This window comes from Streptomyces sp. NPDC096136, assembly GCF_044763325.1.
Classification (GTDB): domain Bacteria; phylum Actinomycetota; class Actinomycetes; order Streptomycetales; family Streptomycetaceae; genus Streptomyces.
In genome coordinates this window covers 645969-669835 of record NZ_JBIWFZ010000001.1, presented here as the reverse complement: position 1 = coordinate 669835, position 23867 = coordinate 645969, and the positions used below count along the sequence as shown (strand labels likewise).

Annotated in this window: 25 protein-coding genes; 10 read left to right on the top strand and 15 right to left on the bottom strand. The window is 74.1% G+C overall.

Going from position 1 to position 23867, the window contains the following annotated elements; all coding sequences use genetic code 11:
* Positions 1-227: 227 nt before the first annotated feature.
* A complete protein-coding gene (locus ACIRBY_RS03045) occupies positions 228-701 on the top strand; it encodes a lamin tail domain-containing protein (protein WP_403895157.1) in 474 nt (157 codons plus the stop codon).
* A gap of 165 nt (positions 702-866) precedes the next feature.
* On the top strand, positions 867-1829 hold the full coding sequence (locus ACIRBY_RS03040; RefSeq protein ID WP_403895154.1) for an NAD-dependent protein deacetylase: 963 nt from the start codon (positions 867-869) through the stop codon (positions 1827-1829).
* Here ACIRBY_RS03040 and ACIRBY_RS03035 read toward each other — a convergent pair.
* From ACIRBY_RS03035 to ACIRBY_RS03010, 6 genes are all read right to left on the bottom strand, one after another.
* On the bottom strand, positions 1778-2272 hold the full coding sequence (locus ACIRBY_RS03035; RefSeq protein WP_403895151.1) for a hypothetical protein: 495 nt from the start codon (positions 2270-2272) through the stop codon (positions 1778-1780). The genes ACIRBY_RS03040 and ACIRBY_RS03035 overlap by 52 nt on opposite strands.
* Before the next feature lie 189 nt (positions 2273-2461).
* Complete coding sequence (locus ACIRBY_RS03030) at positions 2462-2977, bottom strand: TspO/MBR family protein (RefSeq protein WP_403895148.1); 516 nt, start codon at positions 2975-2977, stop codon at positions 2462-2464.
* Positions 2978-3080: 103 nt separating this feature from the next.
* Positions 3081-4145: a chitinase gene (locus tag ACIRBY_RS03025; protein WP_403895145.1), complete on the bottom strand. Its 1065-nt coding sequence runs from the start codon at positions 4143-4145 to the stop codon at positions 3081-3083.
* A gap of 193 nt (positions 4146-4338) precedes the next feature.
* Positions 4339-5343 carry a BtrH N-terminal domain-containing protein gene (locus ACIRBY_RS03020; RefSeq protein WP_403895142.1) on the bottom strand — a complete coding sequence of 335 codons (1005 nt, stop codon included), beginning with the start codon at positions 5341-5343 and terminating at the stop codon, positions 4339-4341.
* Positions 5344-5443: 100 nt separating this feature from the next.
* On the bottom strand, positions 5444-5983 hold the full coding sequence (locus ACIRBY_RS03015) for an EF-hand domain-containing protein (RefSeq protein ID WP_390691154.1): 540 nt from the start codon (positions 5981-5983) through the stop codon (positions 5444-5446).
* 140 nt (positions 5984-6123) lie between these two features.
* Entirely contained in the window at positions 6124-7350 is a 1227-nt protein-coding gene (locus ACIRBY_RS03010; RefSeq protein ID WP_403895140.1) for an MFS transporter, read from the bottom strand.
* An 84-nt stretch (positions 7351-7434) separates the two neighbouring features.
* Here ACIRBY_RS03010 and ACIRBY_RS03005 point away from each other — a divergent pair, with 84 nt between their 5' ends.
* Entirely contained in the window at positions 7435-8040 is a 606-nt protein-coding gene (locus ACIRBY_RS03005) for a CGNR zinc finger domain-containing protein (RefSeq protein WP_403895286.1), read from the top strand.
* Between the two features lie 13 nt (positions 8041-8053).
* Here the strand turns inward: ACIRBY_RS03005 and ACIRBY_RS03000 are convergent, their stop codons facing one another.
* From ACIRBY_RS03000 to ACIRBY_RS02990, 3 genes are all read right to left on the bottom strand, one after another.
* Entirely contained in the window at positions 8054-8428 is a 375-nt protein-coding gene (locus tag ACIRBY_RS03000; protein ID WP_403895137.1) for a hypothetical protein, read from the bottom strand.
* Between the two features lie 113 nt (positions 8429-8541).
* A complete protein-coding gene (locus ACIRBY_RS02995) occupies positions 8542-10170 on the bottom strand; it encodes an ADP-ribosyltransferase domain-containing protein (RefSeq protein ID WP_403895134.1) in 1629 nt (542 codons plus the stop codon).
* A 61-nt stretch (positions 10171-10231) separates the two neighbouring features.
* A complete protein-coding gene (locus tag ACIRBY_RS02990; protein ID WP_403895132.1) occupies positions 10232-10909 on the bottom strand; it encodes a macro domain-containing protein in 678 nt (225 codons plus the stop codon).
* A gap of 306 nt (positions 10910-11215) precedes the next feature.
* On the opposite strand from ACIRBY_RS02990, the gene ACIRBY_RS02985 reads away from it, so the two are divergent.
* Positions 11216-11794, top strand: coding sequence for a pyridoxamine 5'-phosphate oxidase family protein (locus tag ACIRBY_RS02985; protein WP_403895129.1), 579 nt, complete (start codon positions 11216-11218; stop codon positions 11792-11794).
* Between the two features lie 43 nt (positions 11795-11837).
* On the opposite strand, the gene ACIRBY_RS02980 is transcribed toward ACIRBY_RS02985, so the two are convergent.
* Positions 11838-13025: an alpha/beta hydrolase family protein gene (locus ACIRBY_RS02980; RefSeq protein WP_403895127.1), complete on the bottom strand. Its 1188-nt coding sequence runs from the start codon at positions 13023-13025 to the stop codon at positions 11838-11840.
* A gap of 532 nt (positions 13026-13557) precedes the next feature.
* On the opposite strand from ACIRBY_RS02980, the gene ACIRBY_RS02975 reads away from it, so the two are divergent.
* Entirely contained in the window at positions 13558-14346 is a 789-nt protein-coding gene (locus ACIRBY_RS02975; protein ID WP_403895283.1) for a M15 family metallopeptidase, read from the top strand.
* Between the two features lie 27 nt (positions 14347-14373).
* Here the strand turns inward: ACIRBY_RS02975 and ACIRBY_RS02970 are convergent, their stop codons facing one another.
* Positions 14374-15900 carry an FAD-dependent monooxygenase gene (locus tag ACIRBY_RS02970; RefSeq protein ID WP_403895124.1) on the bottom strand — a complete coding sequence of 509 codons (1527 nt, stop codon included), beginning with the start codon at positions 15898-15900 and terminating at the stop codon, positions 14374-14376.
* Between the two features lie 88 nt (positions 15901-15988).
* Here ACIRBY_RS02970 and ACIRBY_RS02965 point away from each other — a divergent pair, with 88 nt between their 5' ends.
* From ACIRBY_RS02965 to ACIRBY_RS02955, 3 genes are all read left to right on the top strand, one after another.
* On the top strand, positions 15989-16624 hold the full coding sequence (locus ACIRBY_RS02965) for a TetR/AcrR family transcriptional regulator (RefSeq protein WP_403895121.1): 636 nt from the start codon (positions 15989-15991) through the stop codon (positions 16622-16624).
* Between the two features lie 74 nt (positions 16625-16698).
* The gene (locus tag ACIRBY_RS02960; RefSeq protein ID WP_403895118.1) at positions 16699-17046 is read left to right on the top strand and encodes an STAS domain-containing protein; all 348 of its coding nucleotides are present in this window, start codon (positions 16699-16701) and stop codon (positions 17044-17046) included.
* Positions 17047-17209: 163 nt separating this feature from the next.
* The gene (locus tag ACIRBY_RS02955; RefSeq protein ID WP_403895115.1) at positions 17210-17740 is read left to right on the top strand and encodes an SUKH-4 family immunity protein; all 531 of its coding nucleotides are present in this window, start codon (positions 17210-17212) and stop codon (positions 17738-17740) included.
* 86 nt (positions 17741-17826) lie between these two features.
* Here ACIRBY_RS02955 and ACIRBY_RS02950 read toward each other — a convergent pair whose 3' ends face one another.
* Both ACIRBY_RS02950 and ACIRBY_RS02945 read right to left on the bottom strand, forming a co-directional pair.
* Complete coding sequence (locus tag ACIRBY_RS02950) at positions 17827-18336, bottom strand: RidA family protein (RefSeq protein ID WP_403895112.1); 510 nt, start codon at positions 18334-18336, stop codon at positions 17827-17829.
* Positions 18337-18478: 142 nt separating this feature from the next.
* Complete coding sequence (locus tag ACIRBY_RS02945; RefSeq protein WP_403895109.1) at positions 18479-19075, bottom strand: TetR/AcrR family transcriptional regulator; 597 nt, start codon at positions 19073-19075, stop codon at positions 18479-18481.
* A 95-nt stretch (positions 19076-19170) separates the two neighbouring features.
* On the opposite strand from ACIRBY_RS02945, the gene ACIRBY_RS02940 reads away from it, so the two are divergent.
* Positions 19171-19959, top strand: coding sequence for an SDR family NAD(P)-dependent oxidoreductase (locus ACIRBY_RS02940; protein ID WP_403895107.1), 789 nt, complete (start codon positions 19171-19173; stop codon positions 19957-19959).
* A gap of 85 nt (positions 19960-20044) precedes the next feature.
* Here ACIRBY_RS02940 and ACIRBY_RS02935 read toward each other — a convergent pair whose 3' ends face one another.
* Positions 20045-21670 carry a putative glycoside hydrolase gene (locus tag ACIRBY_RS02935; protein WP_403895105.1) on the bottom strand — a complete coding sequence of 542 codons (1626 nt, stop codon included), beginning with the start codon at positions 21668-21670 and terminating at the stop codon, positions 20045-20047.
* A 210-nt stretch (positions 21671-21880) separates the two neighbouring features.
* Between ACIRBY_RS02935 and ACIRBY_RS02930 the strand changes: the two genes are divergently transcribed.
* Positions 21881-22891 carry a polysaccharide deacetylase family protein gene (locus ACIRBY_RS02930; RefSeq protein WP_403895102.1) on the top strand — a complete coding sequence of 337 codons (1011 nt, stop codon included), beginning with the start codon at positions 21881-21883 and terminating at the stop codon, positions 22889-22891.
* Between the two features lie 61 nt (positions 22892-22952).
* Here the strand turns inward: ACIRBY_RS02930 and ACIRBY_RS02925 are convergent, their stop codons facing one another.
* Positions 22953-23732 carry an NAD(P)H-dependent oxidoreductase gene (locus ACIRBY_RS02925; RefSeq protein ID WP_403895100.1) on the bottom strand — a complete coding sequence of 260 codons (780 nt, stop codon included), beginning with the start codon at positions 23730-23732 and terminating at the stop codon, positions 22953-22955.
* Positions 23733-23867 lie beyond the last annotated feature (135 nt).

Below are 23867 nucleotides of genomic sequence, written 5' to 3'. Positions count from 1 at the left end.
TCCCGAACCGGCGTGGAAGCGCGAACGGCGGGACGACGGGGCCGTCGCGTCCGCCCCTACAAGGGAGAGTCACGGAAATGTCTAGATTGGGCAATACGCCATGTCTTCATCGGGTTCGATGGCGAATGGGGGCAGAGTGTGGCTTCCCGGCAGGACGCCGGGACTGTTCGGAGCCTGCCCGGCCTGTACACGGCCGGGCCGTGCCGACCGTTGAAGGAGCCACCTGCATGTCCGCTTCCCTCACCACCCGCCGCACGCTCGCCGCCGTCCTGGCCGTCGGCGCCCTCATCGGCGCCGCGGCGGTACCGGCCGCCGCCGACGACCACCGCGGCGACCACCGCGGAGCCCGCTCCACCATCGTCATCGGCGACGTCGAGAACGCCGGCCGCGGACACGACAACCGCGCCCTCAACAGCGAGTGGGTCGAGGTCAAGAACACCGGCCGCCACGGCGTCAACCTGCGCGGATACACCCTCACCGACAAGCAGGGCAACCGCTACCGCTTCAACGACTTCCGCCTCGACGGCCGCTCCAGCGTCAGGGTGCACACCGGCAACGGCCGCGACACCCACCGCGACGTCTACCAGGACCGCCGCCGCCAGATCTGGGACGAGCGCGACACCGCCACGCTCCGCGACAACCGCGGCAACGTCATCGACACCGAGTCCTGGGGCCGGCGCGGACACCACCACCACAACTGATCCGCCCCGCGGCCCCGCAGCCACCGCGCGGGGGACCGCGACCCGCCGGACCACGGCGTGCCACGGCAGACCGGCCGCGGCACGCCGCGGCGTGCGTCCGCCCCGTCCCTGCGCGGCGTGCGTCCGCCCCGTCCCTGCGCGCCTGCGGGTCCGTACCCTGGAGGCATGCGCATGCGCCCCACCCTGGACTGGACCCCCACCGAGGAGCCGCCGCCGGCCACCACCGACCTGGGGCCCGTCACCGACGCGCTGCGCGCCGGCGGGGTCCTGGTGCTCAGCGGGGTCGGCATCTCCACGGAGTCCGGCATCCCCGACTACCGCGGCGAGAACGGGAGCCTGAGCCGGCACACCCCCATGACCTACCAGGACTTCACCGCCAGCGCCCGGGCCCGTCAGCGCTACTGGGCGCGCGGCCACCTGGGCTGGCGCACGTTCGGCCGGGCCCGGCCCAACGCCGGCCACCGGGCCGTGGCCGCGTTCGGGCGCCGGGGCCTGCTCTCGGGTGTGATCACCCAGAACGTCGACGGCCTGCACCAGGCCGCGGGCAGCGAGGACGTCGTGGAGCTCCACGGAGGCCTGGACCGGGTCGTCTGCCTCTCCTGCGGGGACGCCAGCCCCCGGCGCGAACTGGCGCGGCGGCTGGAGGAGGCCAACCCGGGCTACGAGCCCGTCCCCGCCGGCACCAACCCGGACGGCGACGCCGACCTCACCCCGGACCAGGTCGGAGACTTCCGCGTGGTGCCCTGCGCGGTCTGCGGCGGCATCCTCAAGCCCGACGTGGTGTTCTTCGGCGAATCCGTGCCGCCACGACGCGTGGACCACTGCCGGGACCTGGTCCGCGGGGCGACCTCGCTCCTGGTCCTGGGCTCCTCGCTGACGGTGATGTCCGGGCTCCGGTTCGTCCGCCAGGCCGCCGCGGCCGGAACGCCGGTGCTGATCGTCAACCGGGACCGCACCCGGGGCGACGGCCACGCCGTCACCCGGGTCGGGCTCCCGCTCGGGACGGCCCTCACCGCGGTGGCCGACCGGCTCGGCGTCCCGGTCGACGAGCGGGCCGCGCAACGGCCGGGAGGGGATCAGCCGCCCGCGGGGCGGCCGGCCAGCCGGGCGCCGCAGCCGGAGCAGTAGCGGGCGTCGACCTCTATCGCGTGCCGGTGGCACCGGGCGCAGACCAGGTGCAGGGCGCACGGCGGGGGCGGGGCGGCGGGGGCGGCCGGCGCGATGCTCATCCCCCGGCGCCTGCGGTGGACGGTCAGGACGACCAGGCCCTTCGGGCCGGCCAGCAGCGCCCGGGCGGCACCGCGCGGCAGCAGGGCCAGGAACCCCGGGGCGAGGTGCGACTGGGCGCCGTCGAGGGTGAGGATGCCGGTGCCCGACAGGACGACCATCATCACGTCGACCGCGTCCTCGGTGGAGAGCGCTCCCCCGGCGCCGGGCAGGTGGCGCACCACGTTGGCGTCGAGTTGGCGGTCGGCGCCCCGCAGCCGCCACAGCGCCCCGCCCTGGCCCTCCGCAGCCGCTGCGAGCAGCCCCGCGACGGTCGCCGTCTGCGGCGTGTGCTCCACCCCCATCAAGGCGCCCTCTCCACGTCCGGCCCGCATTGCACCCCTCATGATCCCGCACGGTGACCCCGGCTCGGGACCAGGACGGGCGAGCGTCACCGGCACGGGGATCCCGCGAACACGTGCGCCACTCCCGCCCCGCACGTGCCGGGCCCTCGGCAGCCCCGCGCCCAGCCCCCCCGGCCGGCGGTCCGCCGGTCAGCGGCCGGGTGGGGGGTTGCGGCGGGCGAGGGCGGCGTTCAGGGCGGTCGCGAAGGCGCACCAGGCGGCGTAGGGGAGCAGGCAGGCGGCCGCGGGCCGGTCGGTGCGCGCCGTCCGCCGGATCAGCTCGATGTTGCTCGCGTCGAGCAGCAGCGTCCCCACGACGCCGGCCCGGGGGCTGCGCAGGCCGAAGAAGGTCCAGCTCCATGCCGCGTTCAGGACCAGGTTCGAGGCCAGGCTGCCGGCGAGCTCCCGCCGGGCGCGCCCCCGCGTCCCGCTGAGCGCCCGGCCGCCCGCGTAGGCGAGGGAGGCGTACAGGGGTCCCCACACCCAGGGGAACACGGCGGGCGGGGGCTGCCAGGAGGGTTTGGCGAGGGCGCGGTACCAGGTGCTGTCCGCGTCCGCGGCCCGCGCTCCCGCGGCGGCGGTCGCGGCGACCGCCGCCGCGGTCGCCGCGTACGCACGCCACGCCGCGCGGCCCGTCCTGCCGTACCGGGCGCCGGTGGTCCTCATGCCTCCCAGTGTTCCAGGGGTGCCCGGTACCGGCACGTCCGCCCGTGGGGCACCTCTCCCCCGCGCGGTCCCCGGTCCGGCGGTGTGCCGGCGGCCTCCTGCTTCAACGGCCTTGGAGCGTGCGGACGTTGTCGCCGAAGGTCCAGTTCCGGGACCCGTCCCAGTTGAGCGACCAGGTCATCAGTCCCTTGAGCCGGCCGCCGTAGGTGTTCCACGCCTGGGAGACCGGGCCCGGGCCCATGTAGCCGCCCCCGGCGCCCGGTTGGGCCGGGAGGCCGGGGACCTGCTTGTCGTAGGGCACCGTGACCGTGGTGTTCTGGACGACCAGGCCGCGGTCGAGGCAGTCCGTCTGCGCCGTGAAGCCCGCGACGGTCCCCGCGGAGTAGGAGTCCCCGTGGCAGCCGTACATGCTGCCGTTGTAGTACTGCATGTTCAGCCACCACAGGCGGCCGTTGTCCGCGTACTTCTTGACGATGGGCAGGTACGCGCCCCAGATCGAGCCGTACGCCACGCTGCCGCCGGTGACGTAGGCGGTCTCGGGGGCCATGGTGAGGCCGAAGCCGGCCGGCATCCGGGCGAGCACGCCGTCGATGATGCGGATCAGGTTGGACTGCGACGGGGAGAGCCGGGTGATGCTCCCCGAGCCGACGAGGCCGGTCTCGATGTCGATGTCGATCCCGTCGAAGTTGTACTTCTGGAGGAGGGGGACGATCGTCTCCACGAAGCGGTCGGCGACGGCGCTGGAGCCGAGGTCGATGCCGGCGGCCGCGCCGCCGATGGACATCAGCACGGTGAGGCCGTCCTGTTTGGCCCGGCACATCTCGGCGGGCGTCGGCACCTTGACCGTGCTGTCCATCCCGTCCTCCCACAGGACGGTGCCGTCCGAGCGGATGACCGGGAAGGCCGCGTTGACCACGTTGTAGCCGTGGGCGCGGATGCGGCTGTCGGTGAGGGGGATCCAGCCGAGGGGCGGGTGGACGCCGTTGGCGGCGCCGTCCCAGTTCTCCCAGTACCCCTGGAGGACCTTGCCGGCGGGCTTCGGCCGCACGGCGCAGGTGTCGGGTGCGCGCGGGCCGGGAGGCGGCGGGGTGGCCGCCGCGGCGGGCAACTGGCCCAGCAGCGCGGCGGCGAGGCCGAGGGCGAGGAGGCGGACGGTCCGACGGATCATGGGGGGTGCTCCCTTCGCGCCGTCCGCGCCCGGACGGGCGGGCAGGCGGGCAGGCCGGAGTGACCGGGAGGGAAGGACTACCGTGAGCGCGATCGCCTGCGGGACGGGCCGCCCGGGGGCGTGCGCGGGCCGATGCGGCTCACCGTAGGTTTGGTCCAGACCATCCGTCAAGAGTGCGGGCGGGGCCGCCCCGTCAGCCCCTCAGCGACCGGACCGCCTGGCGCTCCAGGTCCAGGCAGCGGTCCACGTGCCGCGCGCACGCGTCGAAAAGCGCCCGGCGTTCTCCCGGACCGGCGTCCGGGGCCGCGTCCCGGGCGAGCGCGGCCAGCTCCGACCAGTGGCCGGCGGACTCCCTGAAGAGCCCCGCCGCCTCCGGGCGTCCGACGAGGTCGAGGAAGTCGGCGTACAGCGGCCGGGTCGCGCCCGGGGCGGTCCATTCCTCCTCCAGGCAGGCGTACAGCCGCCCGGTGCCCGCGCGGAAGGCCTCCGGCGTGCCGCCGAACCGGTGCTCCCAGCCCGTTCCGGTGCTGCTGTCGCGGAGCTGGGCGGCGAGCCCCTCCATTGCGCTGAAGCCGAAGTTCACGTCGAAGGCGTTGCCCAGGACCGGGCCGTCGAAGTGCGCGGCGGTGGAGGCGATCGCCCCCGCCACATCGGGCTCCCCCTCGGGCGGCCCGGTGGGCACGATCAGCTGGTGTCGGCCCTTGCGGTGCGCGGTCCAGGCGGCCCCGAACTCCTCGCGGTCGATCCGGTACGGGGTCTCGGCACCGTCCTCGACCAGCAGGTCGTCGCCGTCGTACCCGGCGATGACGACGGTGTGCGCGTCGGTGCCGGTCATCTCGGCGTCCAGGTCGGGCCCGTGCCAGGGCAGGGCGGAGCGGTCGACCACGCAGAACGCGGGCTGCCCGGCGTCGAGCGCGGCGCGGACCCGGCCCCAGCGGGGGTTCATCGCGCGGGTGGCCTCGTACGGCACCCCCAGGCGGCCGAGCGCGACCTGCACCCAGGGCTCGGGGTGGGCCTGGGCCACGATCGACACGAGCGGCGGCCTGCCCTCGTACGCGAAGACGTAGTACAGGAAGCCGATGCCGCCGGCGAGGCCGGCCACGAACTCCTCGTCGTGGACGCTGCCCAGGGCATGGCGGATCAGGGAGGCCTCACGGTGGCGTCCGGTACCGAAGTCTTCGTACACGAGCACGGTCATACGGTCACCCTAACCTCGGAAACGGCAGCTCAGCGCACGGCGGAGGGGCGCCCCGGGGTACGGGCCCGCCGCGGGCCGGGCCGCGGCGGGCCCGGCGGGCTCAGAGGCGGCCGAAGAACTGGTTGCCGCGGGCCGTGTGGTCCTCGCTCGTGTAGTACTCCTTCATCGCGGAGCTGATCTCGGCGCGGCTCAGCTGCCCGTCGCCGTCGACGTCCAGCCGGTTGAACGCCTCGTCGAAGGTCTCGCGGGGCAGGCGGAACATGCCGTGGAGCAGGGAGGTGTACTCCTCGCGGCTGAGCATGCCGTCGCCGTCGCGGTCGGCGAGCTCGGTCCAGGCGTTGCTCATGTTCCTGATGCGCTCCCAGATCCGGTTCTGGTCGGTGACGATGCGCGCCCGGAACGCCGCGCGGAACTCCTGCCGGTCGACGCCCCCGTCGTCGTTGCGGTCCATCTTCTGGAAGACGGTGTCCCAGAGGTCCGCCAGCGAGGCGCGCAGCTGGGCCACGGCGTCGGGCGCGCAGCCCAGCGATTCGGCGAGCCGGTCCGAGAGGCCGGTGACGTCCGACTTCTCCAGCCGCCCGTCGCGGTCCGAGTCGAAGACGTCGAACGACCGGTCCAGCTTCATGTCCAGAACGCTCACGACGGCATCCCCTTCACTCCGTGTAGTGCTCTCGCAACGCTGCGAGGCGGCTCAGGAAAGCACAGGTCGCCCCGTTTCCGCACGGAAGGAACGGCATGGTCCGGCATTCGGGTGACGGGGCGCGCGTCCCGGCGGCGGTGTCAGACCGCCCGCCGCCACGGCCCGGCGACGCCCTTCGGCCGGCTCCCCCGGCCGGGGTCCCCGCCGGGGCGCCGGGCGCCGACGAGCGGTCCGACGACGAGGAGTTGCACCGCCGCCAGGGCGAGGCAGAGCCCCGCGGTGGCGGCCCACAGGGCGGTGGCACCGAGGTGTTCGAGCGCCTGGGTGGAGGTGACGGGGGCGGCGACCGTGGCGATGCCCCAGCTGGTGCCGTACGCGGCGAGGTAGCCGTCGGCGCCGCCCGGTGGCGCCAGGCCCGCCACCACGCTGAAGACCCGGCCCAGGACGAGCACCTCCCCGAGGCCGCACAGGACCGTGGCCCCCACGAACGCGGGGAGGCCGGACGAGGCCGCGTATCCACCCAGGCCGAGCGCCAGCAGGACGTGGCCGAGCGCGAGGGCCGCGGGGTCGGAGAGCGAGGCGAGGCGGGGCAGGCGCAGGGCCGGCTGGAAGGCGACGGCGGTCACGGCCGAGGCGGTGAACAGCACTCCCGCGTCGGCGGGTTGGAGTCCGCGGCGGGCCAGGGTGAGGGGCAGGCCCATCACGATCTGCAGGGAGACGAGGGCGAAGAGGGTACCGGAGGCGAATACGGCCCACAGCGCGCGGTCCCTCCAGGGGCGTGCGGGCCGCGCCCCCGCGCCGCGGCGGACGGCGGGACGGCCGGTCCGGTCGGCGGGCAGGGCCAGGTGCAGCGCCAGCGCGCACAGCAGGCAGGTGAGGGCGTCGACGACGAAGAGCCGGCGCAGGTCCCAGCGGCCCAGGGCCGCGGCCAGCAGACCCGCTCCGGCACCCCCGACGGCCAGCCCGGCGTTGAGCAGGCCGTAGGCGCGGACCCGGTCGGCCGGGCCCACCGCGTCGGCGATCAGCCCCTGGCTCGGCGGCTCGTACAGCTCGAACGCCAGGCCGAGCAGGACCGCGAAGACGGCCACCTCGGCGAGGGACCCCGAGGCGGCGATCCCCAGTTGCGCGACGGCGCATCCGGTGAGGCCCAGCACGATCGTGCGGCGGCGCCCGAGGACGGTCGCGAGTCGGCCGCCGGCCAGCCGCGACGGGATGCTCGCGAGGCCGAAAGCGGCCGACACCAGGCCCGCGGTGGTCGCGCTCGTACCGAAGTCCACGCTGATCAGGACGGTCAGGAAGGGCAGCGAGAAGGCGCCCATCCGGTTGATCGCCCGCGCCGCCACCAGCAGCCACACGCTCCGCGGCACGCCTCCCCCTCATGGTCACGTAACTACCGAATGGGTTAATGTCAGTTACGAACGCTAGCCATCGAAGGAGTGACCGGTCAAGTGATGTTCGACAGTCACGTCGCGGTGCTGCTGGACCACGCCGCGGCGCTCGTGAACGCGTTGACCGACGGGCAGGCCCGGGGCCGCCCCTACGCCGCACCCCGCGGAGCGGAGCTGCCGGCGGCGGTCGACGCCGCGGTGTCGCACACCGCGGGCTCCCTCCCGCGCACCATCGACGCCGCGCAGGCGGAGTACCTGGCCGCGACGGCACGGAGCATGCGCGAGGTCTTCCAGGCCGTGCAGGACGACAGGCCGGACGATGCCGCCGCCACCGTCAACCGCCTGCTGCGCGACAGCGGGGCCCGGCCGCGCCTGGACCGGACGGCGGGCGGCGGAGGCGGCGGGGGCGGCGCAGAGGCCCCGTGGCAGCTGCACTTCCACGGCGCCGACGATTCCTTCGCTGCGGGCCACAGCGCCGCCTGCGCCACCGGTCTGGCCCTGGCGGTGGCCGGCAGCCTGACGGGCCGGCTGGGCGTGTGCCGGGCCGACCGCTGCGACCGGGTGTACGTCGACACCTCCCGGAACGCCGCACGCCAGTTCTGCTCGACGGCCTGTCAGAACCGCACCAAGGCGGCGGCCTTCCGCGCCCGCAAGGAGGCGGAGGGCTGACCGGGCCGGGCGGTCAGGCGGGGGTGAGGACGTCCTCGTGGGCCCCGTCGAGGACGAAGCCGTTGTCGAAGCGGACCCGGACCGTCACCCGGCTCCCCTCGCGCTGGAACGCGGCCCACTCCGGCTCCAGGGCCGCGACCTCCTCCTCCAGCCGCTTCCTGCTCTCCGCGGGCATCGTGTGGCCGTAGTCGCCGAGCAGCGACTTCAGCCGCTCGTACTCCAGGACCGCAGGGGCGGGGGGTCGCCGCCCGTCCACCCGCTCGACCGTGCCTGCGGCGCCCTCGCCCAGGGAGAGGAAGCCGACGACGGCCCCGGTGGGCCGCGCGACCGCATCGGCCAGCGCGATGTCCGCGGCGAGCTTCACCCGCTGGCCTTCGCTCAGGGTCATCGGTCCTTCGTCCTCCACCTCGACGGGTGCCGCGGGGGCGGTCCGCGGCGGCACCATTATCCGCCGGGCACCGGCCGCTCGCGCCGCGGACCCGTCGGCGGCGGCCCCTTCCGTCAGGAGATCAGGGGGCCGGCCTCCGCCTCGGTCAGCCTCACCGTGCACAGGCCTCCGCGCTCGGTCTTCACCTCCGTCACCTTGAGCTGGGTGCCCGGCGCGAGGATGTACTCCTCCTCGCCGGTGAAGGCCGAGAAGCTCCGGATCCCCACCGCCCGGGAGGGCGTCACCTCGAAGAGCGTCCGCTTGCCCCGGCTCCCCAGGAAGGAACGGGCCACGCTCAGCTCGGAGGTGCACGAGGACACGCCCCACCAGGTCACCGTCCCGCCCACCGGGTACTGCGCCCGCAGGTCCAGCGACACGCCGCGCCACAGCGGCCGGGTGTGGGCGGGCAGCTCCGAGACCGCCGAGAACAGCAGCCGGAGGTAGGGGACGTAGGGCACCACCCTGGTCCGGTCCGGGGAGCGCAGGACGGCGTTGATCTCACGGTAGAAGGCGGACTCGCAGGTGTAGAGGTGGAGCGCGGCGATCGCGTCGGCCGACAGCCGGCCGGCGGCGGACGTCCCGTCGGCCCGGCGCTTGCCGAACTCGAAGGAGCGGTCGATGTGGCGGCCGAGGCCGGAGAGCACCTCGGCGACCGGTGCGAGCGCCTCCCGGAATCCCATCAGCGGGGTGTCGAACACGCCCGTGATCGCCGGCAGGACGAGGCCCTCGTCCTTGACGCTGGTGAGCCGCTCCAGGTACAGCTGGTGCAGTTCCATGGTCGAGGCGATGAACGCCCCCATACGGGCCGCTACATCGCCGTCCGCTCCGGCGCCGGACGCTCCCCCGCCACCCTGGTTCCAGCCCTTGCTCGGCAGCCAGTCGACCGGCTCGGCGCCCAGCGAGGCGAGGGCGTCGTTCACTGTGGCGAAGTGGTCGCCCTCGCAGAAGATGTCGCCCTGGGCGGCGGGGTTGGCGTGGTCGATGTGCCGTACCTCCACCTGCGGATACTTCTCCTGGAGGCGCAGGACGACCTTCTTCAGGCTGCGGGCGTGGGCGCCCCACCAGGCGAAGACGACGCTGCGGTCCTCCTCGTCGGCGTCCTGCTTCGCCTTGAGGATCTCCTCCACGATGCGCTCGGCGACGGGCCGCCAGAACGCGGTGTGCCGGTCCGCGCCCATCGCGCCGTCGGCGCTGGCCGTGAGGGCGGCGTTCAGCAGCAGCACGCCCTGGGTGAGCATCGCCTGGAACCACTCCGGCGGCTGGACCGTGTCCCGCTCCTTCAACAGGGCGCGGACGTCGGCGATCGGCGTCTTCTTGGCGATGCCGTACTTCCACATCGCGGCCGCCTTGATGAGGCAGCGGATGCTGACGACCCTGCCGAACTGGCTGTCCTTCCAGTCGTTGAAGGTGTTGTCGAACATCGCGATGCCGGTGGCGCTCTCCGGCCGCGGGTAGGGGTTCTGGCCGAAGACGACGACCTTCCACTTGTGCGGCGGATTCGGCTTGAGGGCCTGGAAGGTCAGCTCGCGGACGGGGACGACCTCCGGGCTGCGGCCCTGGCCGATGAACCGGGCGGCGTCCGGCTGTGCCTCGATGACGGGCTTCAGGAGCGGGAGCCAGGGCTCACCGCCGCCCTTGAAGAGTCCGGTGAGGCTCAGCGGGTCGTCGGGGGCGGACGGGGCGGGGGTGGCGGCGTTGCTCATGGGGGAAGGGCTCCCGGTCTGCGTGCTCGTGGGATGGAGGGGTCCGGCGGGGTGGGCGGCGTCAGCGGCGAAAGGAATGCCCTTTCGGTGGCGTGATCCGCACCCGCTGCGCGGCCGGCGCGTCCTCGATCCCGTCGAGCTGTGCGGTGATCGTGGCGCGCAGCTCGTCGTCGTCCTCGAACCAGTGGTCGTGGAAGAGCGTGTATCCGGTCCACATCAGGTTGGCGCAGACGCGGGCGGGGACCCTGCCGGTCTGCGCGCCCATGCCGACCAGCGCGACCGAGCGGATGCTGCCCGGCACCTGCCGGTTCTGCCGGTGGACGGCCTGGAAGGCGGCGGCGCACGCCAGGGCCACGTTCAGCGTGTGCTTCACGTCCTGCGAGGACTCCACCATGGTCGGCGTCGATATCAGGTACCTCGGGGCGGTCGCACCCGACGGGACGCAGACCGCGCTGCCCACCGGGAGGGCTCCGGCGAACCGGTCACGGATCGCGCGCTGCACGCGCAGCTGGATGCCGGCTCCGAGGTGCCGCTTGATCACGGCGTCGACGCCGCCGTCCATCCGGCCCCGGGAGTTGGTCGGGGTGACCCAGGCGTCGACATCCTCGTCGAGGATCGACCCCCTGCGGATCTCGATCCCGGGGGTGTCCGCGAACGCCACCCGCCAGGCCTGCACCACGCGCTCGTTGACGTCGGTCAGCACGACCCTGAGCACGGGCTGCACACGGTTCTCGGTCATCGTCCACTCCTGTCGGGAAACGGCCCTTCCAATACCCCCGACGCTAACGGCCGCCACTGACAACGCGGCTGCGGTGCGCGCCCGGTGACCTGCCGTCACGCGGGGCCCGCACGCTCCGGCGGCGGGAAGTCCGCGGTGGGTTCGCCCACCCGGGTGGCACCGCCCGGTCCCCGTGCCGCCGTCCTTCGCGGGCCGTACCCGGCCGGGGGATGATGCCTCGACGCGGGACACCCCGGCGGGGCCGCGGCGGCCGGGACGCCCACTCCCCGCGCCGGGACGCAGCCGGCGAGACGAGAGGAGTCCGCGATGCGGGAACAGGCTCGGGCACGGGAACCACGGACGGAGCTGGACGCGCGCTACAGCTCCCCCGGGGCCACGGCCACGCCGTGGGCGGAGGCCGCCGCCCGCCTCGAGGAATCCGAGATCTTCTGGCTGACGACGGTGCGCCCGGACGGACGGCCGCACGTCACGCCGCTGCTGGCCGTCTGGGCGGACGGGGCGCTGCACTTCGCCACCGGGCCGACCGAGCGCAAGGGCCTCAACCTCGCCGCCAACCCGCACGTCGTCCTCACCACCGGCACCAACGGCTACGGCGGGGGCCTCGACGTGGTCGTCGAGGGCGAGGCGGTCCGGGTCGCCGACGAGGAGCGGCTCGCGGGGCTGGCGGCGGCCTGGGAGGGGAAGTACGGCCCGGACTGGCGCTTCGGGGTGCGGGACGGCGCGTTCGACAGCACCTCGGCCGCCGCCGCTCCCCCGCCGACCGAGGAGGACGCGGGGGCGGGCCGTGCGCTGGTCTTCGAGGTCGCGCCCCGTACCGTGTTCGGATTCGGACGGGGCGCGGAATTCAGCCAGACCCGCTGGCGGTTCGGCGCGGACGGGCGGTGAGGCGTCCCGCCGGCGGCGGGGAGGCGGGCGGCGGCCGGGGCGTTCAGCTCCGCTGGAGGACCACCTCGGGGTCGGCGGCCGCCGGGCCGTCCAGCCGGGGTGCGGGCAGGCCCTTGAGGTGCCGGTCGAAGAAGTCCCCCGTGTAGGCGCGGGTGATCTGCTGCGAGCGGGTGCCCGACAGCGGGGTCTCGGGGTGGGGTGAGCCCGCTTGTTCGGAGAGGACGGGCCAGTCCGTGAATCCGGGGTGGCCCATGCCGGTGACGGTCAGCCAGCGCTTCCAGCCGTCCATCCGGGGCCAGGCGTCGGCCCAGCTGGTGTCCTCGAGGTCCGGCGGCAGGAGGGCGGGATCACCGCCGAGGAGCAGGAACGGGCGCTTGCCGAGGCCGGTTTCGGGCAGCGGGGCGAAGAAGGTGCCGTCCATGTTCACCCCGGCGGCCACACGGGGGTCGGCCGCCATGGCCGCGGCCGCGGAGGCGCCGCCGATGGAGTGGCCCGCCATGCCGATGTGCCGGGGGTCGATCAGCCGGGCGCGGCGCCAGGCGGGGTGGTCCCCCGTGAGCCGGTCCAACAGGAACGTCACGTCCCGGGCGCGGGCGTCGGACACCCGGCTCAGCGACCGGTCGGGGAACACCTGCTCGCAGGCGGAGCAGCCGAGCACCCGCCCGCCGGGGAAGGTGGTGCCGTCGGACTCGTAGGCGTGGTCCAGCGCGGCGACCACGTAGCCGCGCGAGGTCAGGTCCTCCGCGAGCACGGTGAGCGAGGAACGCGGCAGGCCGAATCCGGGCGAGAGGACGACGAGCGGGTAGCGGCCGTGTCCGGTGCGCGGCAGCGCGCCCTCGCGGGCGTGGGTGCGGACGGCGGCGACCTGTTCCGCGGTGGCGTGGCGGGCGAGCTCTCCGCGGTCGGTGAGCAGGGCGCGGGCTTCGGCGAGGGTCGTGTACTGCGCCGGGTCGCCGGTGCCGGCGACGGCCGGGTAGTAGAGGGACACCATGAGTTCGCGGTCGGCGGTCGGGACCCAGGGGTCCTTGCGGTTGCCGTCGACGAGGTGGAGCGTGTCGCGGCCGACGGCGAACGGGCCCGTGGGGCGGGGCAGTTCCAGCCGGGCGGCGGCGGGGGCGTCCGCCCGGCCGGCGGGGGGCGCGGCCACCGGGCCGGCGGCGGTCGCCGGGCCGCCGGCCAGCAGGATCCCCGCCGTCGCGGCCGCGGCGGCCATGCTGATGATCTTGTTCATATCGACACCCTAAGCATTGTTAGGCAAGCCTCACCTAACTAAATGCGAAATGGCTGGAAACCGGCCCCCGTCAAGACGGTTCCGGGGTGCAGCCGCATCCGAGGATTCCGGCCGGGGCGCGCCGTGCCGCGCGGGCCGGGTGCGGACGGGCCGTCACACTGGCGCGGTGAGGATCCCCATCATGACGGCCGGGTCGCGCGGGGACGTCGCACCGCTGCTCTTCCCTCCTCCCGTTACCGCGCCCGGCGGATCGCCCGCCGGCTGGCCGCGGAGGACGGGGTCGCCCGCGTCGCCGCGGCGCTCGAACCGCCGGCGGGCCGCTGACGCGGGCCCGCGTCAGCGGCACCGCTTACCGGTGGCAGGTGTCGGTTTCGGCCAATCCAGGAGGCAGCACCGGACAGAGCACGGGGGCCGCCGCATGGATCCCGCGGCGGCGGACCACCAGACGGGAGGACCGTCCGTCCGCCCCTTCCCGAACCGGCCCGGACCCAGGGAGAACCAGATGACCACGTCGACGAGGCTGCGACTCGCCATGACCCTGGTTGCCACCGCCGTGTTCTCGACGACCCCGTCCGCCGGCGCGGGCGCCGCCGCCGCGGCTCCGGAGCCCAGGGCGCCCCGGGAATTCGTCGCGCTGGACTCCGTCGACCCCACGATCATCCAGGAGATGCGCTACCGGTCGGCGCACAACTTCGTCGGCGACCGGATCGACGGCTACCGGCAGCCCGTCTGCATCCTGACGCGGCCGGCCGCGGAAGCCCTGCACCGGGCGCAGACGCGCCTGCTGCCCCAGGGCTACTCGCTGAAGGTGTACGACTGCTACCGGCCCCAGCGGGCCGTCGACCACTTCGTCCGGTGGGCCGAGGACCTGGCCGACGAACGGCGGAAGGCGGAGTTCTACCCGCGGGTCGACAAGGCGCGGCTGTTCGAGGACGGCTACATCGCCGGGAAGTCCGGGCACAGCCGCGGCAGCACCGTGGACCTGACGATCGTCCCGCTCCCGGCGCTCCCGGCGCCCCCGCCGGGACCGGGCCGGGAAACCGTTCCGTGCTACGCGCCGCAGGCGGAGCGGTACCCGGACAACTCCGCCGACATGGGCACGGGCTTCGACTGCTTCGACACGCTGTCCCACACCGACGACCCCCGGATCCAGGGGGAGCAGCGCGCGCACCGCCTGCTGCTGAAGGCGGCGCTGGCCGCGGAGGGGTTCGTCAACCTGCCCGAGGAGTGGTGGCACTTCACCCACAAGCCCGAGCTCTTCCCGGACACCTACTTCGACTTCCCCGTCTCGCGCCGCTCGGTCACCGGGCACCGGCCCTGACGGGGGCGGCGCATTCGCCGGGGACGCTCACTCCCCCACGGGCCCGGATCCGGCCGGGCCGAACCATCGGGTGAGCGTCGCGGTGAGACCGGCGCCCCCGGCCCAGCAGACGTATCCGTCCGGGCGGACGAGCACGGCCTCGGCGTCGATCGCGCCGGCTTCCGCCCGGGCCCGCACGCGGGTGATCCGGTCGTCCCAGGGGGCCGCGGCGTCGAGGGGGGCGCCCGTGAGGTCGAGCAGGACGCCGCGTCCGGTGCGGGTCAGCTCGCTGAACCGGACCCGCTCGCCGTCGACGTCGACGAGGTCGAGGTCGAGGTCGGGCATCCGCAGGCCCAGCAGCGGATGGGCGGCGGCGTCGGGGGAGGCGAGGCAGAGGTCGAGCCCGGCCATCACACCGGCCATGTACCGGTTGGCGTCGGGCAGGCGGAGCAGGTCGGTGAGCACGTCGCGCAGCTCGCCGATCCCGCCGTCGCGCTGCGGGCCCATGACGACCCCCTGCGCCCGGGTGAGGGCGAGCACCCGGGCGGCGACGGGGTGCCGCTCGCTCTGGTAGGTGTCCAGCAGCTCTTCACCGATCTCGCCGCGCAGCACGGCCGCGAGCTTCCAGCCGAGGTTGAAGGCGTCCTGGACGCCGAGGTTGAGCCCCTGGCCGCCGGCCGGGGAGTGGATGTGGGCGGAGTCGCCGGCGAAGAACACCCGGCCGTGGCGGTAGTGCTCCAGCTGCCTGCTGGCGTCGCTGAACCGGGAGGCGTACCGGATCTCGGCGACATCGAGCGCCCCGCCGTGCGTGGCGCGCAGCACCTCTCGGACCTCCTCGGGCGTCACCGGGGCGTCGCGCTCGGCCCGCATGGTCCGCGGGCCGCTGAAGATCAGTTTGTGGAGCCCGTCCGCCAGGGGCGTGATCATGGCGAAGTGACCCTCCGGCGAGGTGCGGATCCGCGAGCTGATGTGCCCGGCGGTGTCGCCGCCGACGTCACCGGTGAGCAGCAGGTCGGCGGTGCCCATGCGGACCGTGGCCGGCTCGCCGGGGAAGGCCGCCCCGACGATCTTGCGCACGCTGCTGTGGGCGCCGTCGCACGCGACGAGGTAGCGGGCCCGCAGCGCCCGTTCACCTCCGTCCGGCGTGGTGGCGGTGACGGTGACGCCGTCCGCGTCCTGCTGGAGGCCGGTCAGGAGGTGCTCCCTGAACACCCGGCCGCCGAGCTCGGTGAGCCTCTCCTCCAGCACGGCCTCCAGCTGGTCCTGCGGGAGCAGCACGGGGTGCGGATAGCGGGTGTCCCACGCCGCGTAGTCCAGCGGGACGGGCAGTCCCGCGAAGTGGCCGCCGACGAGCCGGTAGTCGATCGACCGCCCGAGGGTGTCGTCCAGCAGGCCGCGCAGCGCGAGCATCTCGGCGGTCCGGGGCTGGATGGCCCCGGCGCGGGACTGGAGGTTGCGGCCGGGCAGCCGGTCCAGCACGACGGCGGGTACGCCGGCGAGGGCGAGCTCGGTGGCGAGCGTGAGTCCGGCGCCGCCCGCCCCCACGACGATGACACCGGCGACCTGCGTGTTCATGGAACCTCCCGAGGAAGCTTTCTTCACTTGGTGGATAACTATACCAGGTGCAACTTTCGCCTTGGTGTCCCCTTGCTATCGTTGGCCCATGGTTGAGCAACTCGGACTGCGGGAACGCAAGAAGCAGCGCACCCGGCAGACGATCTTCGAGGCGGCGCTGAGGCTGTTCCTGAGCCGCGGGTTCGACGACGTGTCGATCGTGGAGATCGCGGAGGCGGCCGAGGTCTCCAAGCGCACCCTCTTCACGTACTTCCCCACCAAGGAGGACCTGGTCCTGCACCGGTTCGCCGACCACGAGGACGAATCCGCCCGCGTGGTGCGCTCCCGTCCGGCCGGCACCAGCCCCCTGGCGGCCCTGCACGCGCACGAGCTCGACGCCCTGGCCCGGCGGGACCCGGTCACCGGGCTCACCTCCGACCCCGACGCCGTGGCCTTCGCCCGGCTGCTCAGCACGACCGCCAGCCTCAGCGAGCGGCTGCTGCGGTACGCGGGGCGCGGCATCGCGGCCCTCGCCGGGGCGCTGGAGGAGGCGGGGGCCGACGAGCTCACCGCGCGGCTCGCGGCGGTGCAGATCGTCACGGTCCTGCGCGCGCTCGCCGACCGCAACAGCGAGCAGGTACAGGCGGGCCGTCCCGCCGACGAGGTGTACCCCGAGGCCGTCGCCGCCGCAGACCGGGCCTTCCGCCTCCTCGGCACGGGCCTGGCCGACGCCCTCCCCGGCTGAGCCGGGCCGCGCGCACCGGGCAGGCATGCGGCATCCGCCGGCGGGCAGGAGCACGGCATACCAGGAGGTACGCCATGACCACCGGCAACGAGCACACCGATCGCCCGACGTCGCCCGCGAGCCCGGACCGGTACGTGCTGCCCGTGAGCGGCGACATGGACCTCGACCACGTCGAACGGCTCACCGCCTCGCTCAGGGCCGGCCTCTCCGAGGCCCCCGAGGGCGCGGACATCGTCCTCGACCTGCGGAACTCGTCCTTCTGCGACTCCGCCGGCCTCAACGCGCTGCTGACGGCCCGTGAACAGGCCAGGGACCGGGGCCATCACCTCCGGCTCGCGGCACCCAGCCACCAGATGATCCGGATGCTGGAGATCACCGGAACGGCCGGCCTCTTCGCCCTCGACCCCGCCGTGGCGGCCTGACGCCGCCGGCACGGGCCGCCTCCGACGGCGGGACCGTCGGAGGAGGCCGCTACGCTGCGGGAAGCGCCGCGCACAGGGCGGAGTGCGGAAGTACGGCCGGGGGGACCCGGGGCGGGCGGACACGGAGGACGGACGAGCGGTGCTGGTGGGGATCGAGTGGCCCTTGGTCGTCCGACAGGCCGCGCCCGGCGATCTGCTGCGGCTGCGGCCCGACGCGGCGGCGCGGATCTGGGCGGACGGGGACGCCGCGCGCTTCGCGGCCGAGGTCGGGATCCCGCACGCCAACGGGCTGTTCCGCATCCTCGCGGAGCTCGCGGACCGCGATCCCTCGAGCCGGCGGACGGCCTTCACCGAGGACCTGGACCCCGGGCCCGTCGACACCCCGCACGGAAGGCTGCAACCGCTGGGCATGCTCTTCCAGGCGGTCGTCCTCGTGCACCTCGGCGACGGGACGATCTGGGTCGGCGACCCCGATTCCGAGACCGCGTACGAGCGGATCCACGGCGACGTCTCCTCCCTCGGCTACCTCGTCTACAAGTTCGAGGTGGAGCGGCCCGGGCCGGACGAGCGCCCGAACCCCCACGACTGGGCCGCCGTGGAGGAGATCGTCCGGGAGGGGATGGAGCGCTGGGACCCGCTGCCGTTCAGGAGCGCGTTCTGGACCTCGTTCCTGGACTCCTACCCGATGCTGTAGGGGGACGCGCACACGAGCGGGCCGCGCGGCAACGGCCGCGCGGCCCACTCGTCGGGAGCGCGGCGTCGCCCGCGCGGCCCGGCCGCTCAGGAGCGCGGCTTCACCAGCGCGACGGCCTCGATCTCCACCAGCTGGTCGGGGAACGCCAGGTCGCTGACACCGAGGATGGTGTCGGTCGTGCGGTGGTTGCCGACGTACTCCTTGTGCAGGCGCGCCGCCGTGTCGAAGTTCTTGCGCAGGTCCTTGGTGTAGATCTTCATGCTGACGATCTGGCTGCGCGGGATCCGGTAGTGCGCGAGCACCTTGTCCATGTTGGCGAACGACTGGCGCACCTGCTTCTCGAAGTCGCCGACGCCCACCAGGTTCCCGGCCTCGTCGTGCGACAGCTGACCCGAGATGTACACCGTGTCACCGGCTCGGATGGCCTGCGAGTACCCGTAGGAACCCTCCCACGGGACCCCGAAGCCGAAGTGGTCCCAGCCCCGGCGCGACTGGTCCTGTGCGCTGGCTCCCTGCGGTCCCACGACGGCGATCATCGCGGCCACGACCGCGGCCACCACAGCAGCGATACCGAACCTGCGCCCTGACTTGGTCATACCCTTAGTCCTTTCGTCCCCGGTGGAGCCTGGCGCGATGACAGTGGCAGGGCGCGAGCGAGAACTCCTCGAACGGGAATCGATCCCGCGTCGAACGGCGCGCCCCGTTCCGCACAGGGCGGGTCCGCGGGGACCGGAGGCACTACCGGCCGGGCCGCTCCAGGCCGGTCAGCAGGACGTCGAGGGCCAGGTCGGTCGCCTCCGCCAGCGGGGTGTCGTCGAGGAGCGAGCCCACGGCCAGGGTGGCCAGGCCGTGCACGGTCGAGAAGGCGACCTGGGCCAGCCGGGCCGGATCGCCGGCACGGACGACGCCTTCCGCCTGGGCCCGCGCGATCAGTTCGGCGGTGGTGTCCAGGCTCCGGTGCCCCAGCTCCCGGAGCTCCTCGCTGGAGCCGTCGGCGTGCTTGGCGCTGAACATCAGGTCCAGCAGGGGCGCGTGGGCGACGGCGAACTCCACGTACGCCCGCCCCAGGGCGGCCAGCCGCGTCGGCACCGGCCCGGGCGTGTCGGCGGCGGCCCGCAGGCGCTCGTTCAGCCGGTCGAAGCCGCTGACGGCGAGGGCGTCCAGCAGCGCCCGCCGGTCGCGGAAATGGCGGGACGGCGCGGCGTGGCTCACGCCGAGGTCGCGGGCCAGGGCGCGCAGCGACAGGCCGTCCGCACCCGACTCGGTGAGGACGGTCTCCGCGCGCTCCAGCAGAGCGGCCCTGAGATTGCCGTGGTGGTAGGGCCCCTCGGTCAAGGCGGGCTCCCCTCTTCCTGATGTTGTCATTGACTACAATGGTGGCGCCGCCTACATTCGAGACCGTTCAACACGTGGAAACGGAGCAGCCGACGATGCCTATGACATACCAGGGGACCGTGGCCCTGATCACCGGGGCGAGCGCGGGCCTCGGTGTCGAGTTCGCCCGCCAGTGGGCCGCGCGCGGAGCGGACCTCGTCCTCGTCGCCCGCCGCCTCGACCGGCTCGAAGGGATCGCCGCGGATCTGGAGCAGCGCTACGGGATCACGGCCCACGTGGTCGCCGCCGACCTCGCCCTGCCCGGTGCCGCGGCGGCGCTGCGCGCGGAGCTCGACGCCCGCGGGATCACGGTCCACACCCTCGTCAACAACGCCGGCTTCGGCAGCCACGGCCCGTTCGCCCGGCAGGACCCCGCGCAGATCAACGAGATGATCCAGCTGAACGTCGTGGCCGTCACCGAGCTCACCCGGGCCTTCCTGCCCGGCCTCGCGGCCGACGGGCGCGGCGCGCTGGTCACCGTCGCGAGCGCGGCGGCGTACCAGCCGACCCCCGCGATGGCGGTCTACGGCGCCACCAAGGCCTTCGTCCTCAGCTTCACCGAGGCCGTCGCCTACGAGACCCGCTCCTCGCCCCTGCGGGTGCTCGCCGTCTCGCCGGGTCCGGTCAGCACCGAGTTCTTCGACGTCGTGGGCAGCCGGGACGCGGCCGTCGGCCGGATGGCCACCCCCGAGCAGGTGGTGACCGCCGCGCGCCGCGCGCTGGAGCGCGGCACGACCCCGCCGAGCATCGTCGCCGGCCTGGCCAACCGGATCTCCGCGGCCGCCGCCGCCCTGACGCCGCGGCGCGTCACCCTGGCGGTGTCGGGGCGGATCCTGAAGGCCTGATCCCGCAGACCCGGCACGCGGAGGGCGGGCCCCCTCGACAGGGGACCCGCCTTCCGCACGGCCGGCCGGCGCCGGCCGCGGCGCGTCAGTGCGCGCTGATCTGCTGGAGTGCCGCGCCCTGGTAGCGGGCCCCGGCGTTCCAGAGGATGAAGGAGTTCATCCTGTTGGCCTCGGCGGCCTTGATCTGCGCGGCCACCTCGGCCGGCCCGTAGGTGCTGCCCATCGAGAAGTCCTGCAGCCACGGGACGATCTCGGTCTGCGTGCCCTTCGCCTGGCGGGCGAAGTCGGCGAGCGAACGCTGCACGATCGCGTACGGGGAGGTGTCGGGCTGGGCGACGCCGTACTCCCCCGGCGCCCAGTGGGACGGGTAGACCATCGGCGCGATGTAGTCGGTGACCTTGACCAGGGCGGCGATGTCCTGCGCGATCTCGGTGGGCCGGGTCGCCGCGATGCCGAACACCGAGACCCCGAGGTACTTGCCGTGCGGACGCAGCGCGGTCCGGGTGTCGGCGACGAACGAGGTGATGGACTGCTCGGGCGTGGCGGTGCCGATGCCCGGGAAGCGCATCTGCGACAGCGGGCCGTCCGGCCGGCGCACGTAGTCGTAGAGGATGTCGTCGAAGCCGAGCCGGGCCGCTTCGACGGCGAGGTCCTGGTTGTACCTGCGGACCACGGGGTCGGCGAAGTTGGTGAAGGACAGGGCGCCGTAGTGGCCGCCGTCGTAGGGCTGTCCGGACGGGGTCAGCACCAGCTGGTCCTGCTTGCCGTCCTTCCAGGAGGCCGCCGCGAGCTTGGGGTCGCGGAAGGCCACGATGCGGCCGATGACCTGGGCGCCGGCGGCGTGGATCTCGGCGATCGCCTTGCGGGCGTCGTAGTAGCCCTTGGCCGCGCCGATCCGGCGGGCCAGCGGCACCTGGGAGGCGTAGCCGACCTCGCCGTCCTCGTCCTTGACGTCCAGTTCGACCGCGTTCAGCTTGCCGCTGCGGACCAGGGCGAGGACGCCGCCGCGCAGCGTGTCGTCGCCCCAGCCGATGGCCGTGATGTGGGCGGCCCGGACCATGGGACGGCGGCCCCGGGCGGACACGTCCTTCGTGGTGGTGTTCCCCGCGCGGTCCACGGCCGTGACCGTGACGACGGGTGTGCCCTTCGCCACCGTGGCCTTGAAGGCGCCGGCCCGGTCGAGGGGGACCTTCTTCCCGTTGACGCTCACTTCGGCGTCGGTCGAGGCGGTGCCGGTGATGGTGACGGGGGCGGCCGCGTCCTTGATCTCGGGGGCGGCCACCTTCAGCTCGGGCGGCGTGGTGTCCACGCTGAAGCCCACGACCTCGCGCCGCGAGGTGAAGGGCAGGCTGCTGCCGCCGGCCACCACCAGGGTGTGGCGGCCCTCCTTGAGCTGCGGGAGGCCGAGCCTGAGGCGGGTGCCCTCGGCGGTGAGGGGGACCGCCGCGCCGTCCAGGGTGGCGTGCAGCTCCTTCCCGCCGCCGGGTACCCCCGCGGCGAGGTAGGCGCTCATCTGGGCGGCGGCGCGGCCGCCGAGGACGGCGCCGTCGCTCACGCCCTCGATGCCGGGACCGGGCGCCAGGAACGTCCAGGCGCCGACGCCCGCCCCGGCCAGCGCGAGCGCCCCGGCCGTCGCTATGAGGACGCCCCGGCGGGCCGGACGGCGGTGGCGGGAGGAGGGGCCGGAGTACGGTATGCGGGTGCGGGACATCGTGACGTCCTTCGGGCCGGGGGGTGCGGGCGGATGCTGTCTCCATTCATTGCCGCTGCGCGGTCCGGCCTCCGCACGGCGCCGACATTTCACGCGAACGGCCGCGAAGGCCCCCGGCGCGGCGGCTACGCCGTGCAGGGGACAGTGCGGTAGGCGGGCTCCCCTCGCCGGTAGGTATGGCGCGACACATCCGCCGTCGAGAGGCCTCCGATGCGCCACCCGCTCGTCCCCCTCGGCGCCCTGGCGGGCGCCGCCGCCCTGCTCGCCACCGGCTGTTCGCCGGGTACGCCGCCGACCGCCGGACAGCCCCGCGCCGCCTCGTCGCCGGCGGCGGCCCCCGTCGCCGTGAAGGGCCCGGCCGAGGTCGGTGCCAACGAACTCGGCCAGGTACCGGTGCTGATGTACCACCAGCTCACCGAGAAGCCGGCGAGCGTCTACGACCGCACCCCGGCCGACTTCCGGGCCGAGCTGGAGCGCCTCGCGCGGGAGGACTACGTGCCGGTGACCGCACGGGACTTCCAGACGGGCCGCATCGACATCCCGGCCGGCACGCACCCGGTGGTGCTCACGTTCGACGACTCGACCAACAGCCAGGTGCGGCTCGGCGCGGACGGCGCCCCGGCTGCGGACACCGCCGTCGCCATCCTGGCGGAGACGGCGAAGAAGCACCCGGCGTTCAAGCCGGTGGCGACCTTCTTCGTCAACGCGGACGCCTTCTCCGCCACCGGCTCCGCCAAAGCCCTGACCTGGCTGAAGGACCACGGGTACGAGGTCGCCAACCACACCGACCGCCACGAGAACCTGCGCTCCCTGGACCAGGCGGGGGCCGCGCGGGCGATCGCGGCCGGCCAGCGGGCGATCGAGAAGGCCGCGCCCGGGACCCGGGTCACCTCGCTCGCCCTGCCCTTCGGCGCCATGCCCGAGCCGGCCGGGGTCGCCGCGCGGGGGGCGGGCTACCGCTACGACGGGGTGTACCTCGTGGGCTCCAACCCGTCGGTCTCGCCGTTCGCGAAGTCCTTCGCCCCCGGTGCCATCCCCCGGATCCGCTCGGCGGGGCCGAAGGACGAGGACGCCGAGTTCGGCTCCTCGCGCTGGCTGGACAAGCTCGCCGCGGGAAAGAACCGGTACGTCTCGGACGGGGATCCCGCCACGGTCGCCTTCCCGCGCGCCGCGCAGGACGAGCTGTCGCCCGCCTTCGCGCAGCGGGCCCGGCCGTACTGAGCCGCGGCCGGGCGCCGGGTGACGGCCGCCGGGGGCCGAGTGCGGGGCGACGGGTCCGGGGTCAGCCGCGCACGTGCAGCCCGAATCCCGAGCGGCCGGCGGGCTCCAGACCCTCCTTCAGGTGCAGGGAGGGGATCTCGTAGTCGCCGGAGTTCTGCCGCCGGAACGCGATCGGCTCGGTCGACTCCAGGGTGAGCAGGCGCTCCTCCCAGGCCCTGGCGATGGCCGGGTAGTCCTCGTCGGTCACCCGGTCCGTGCCGTACAGCACGAACGGCGGCAGCACCTCGATGCCCGGGTAGTAGAGGATCCCGTGCTGGATGGGGAACAGCAGGTCGTCGATGGGGCCGTTGATGCCGCGGGCGCAGTAGTGCGACCGCGGGCCGCCGACGGTCACCGACAGCAGGGCCCTGCGGCCCGCGAGGGTGCCCTCGCCGAAGCGCTCGCCGTACTTCGTCCCGCTGTGCTCGCCGACCCCGTAGGCGAAGCGGTAGGTGAACACCCGGTCCACCCAGCCCTTGAGGATCGCGGGCATCGAGTACCACCACAGGGGGAACTGGAAGACGACCGTGTCGGCCCAGAGCAGTTTCTCCTGCTCGGCGAGGACGTCGGGGGTGAGCGCCCCGGCCTCGAAGGCCCGCCCCGAGTCGAGGGGCACCTTCAGCGGGCTGGAGGCGTGGGGGCCGTAGTCGGCGGCGTCCACGGCGGCCTTCCAGCCCATGGCGTACAGATCGCTCACCCGTACCTCGTGCCCCGCGTTCTCCAACGTGGACACCGCGAGGTCCTTCAGCGCGCTGTTGAGCGACTTCGGCTCCGGGTGGGCATGGACGATCAGCGTCTTCACGGGAACTCCTTCGGATCGGTTGCCTCCGATCCTGGGGGCCGCGGCGCCCGGCGTTCAGGGACGCCCCTTCCGTAGGACGGGACTTCCTGGTACTGGCAGGGCCACCCTCGTTCGCGGCGCGGCGGCCATACTGGG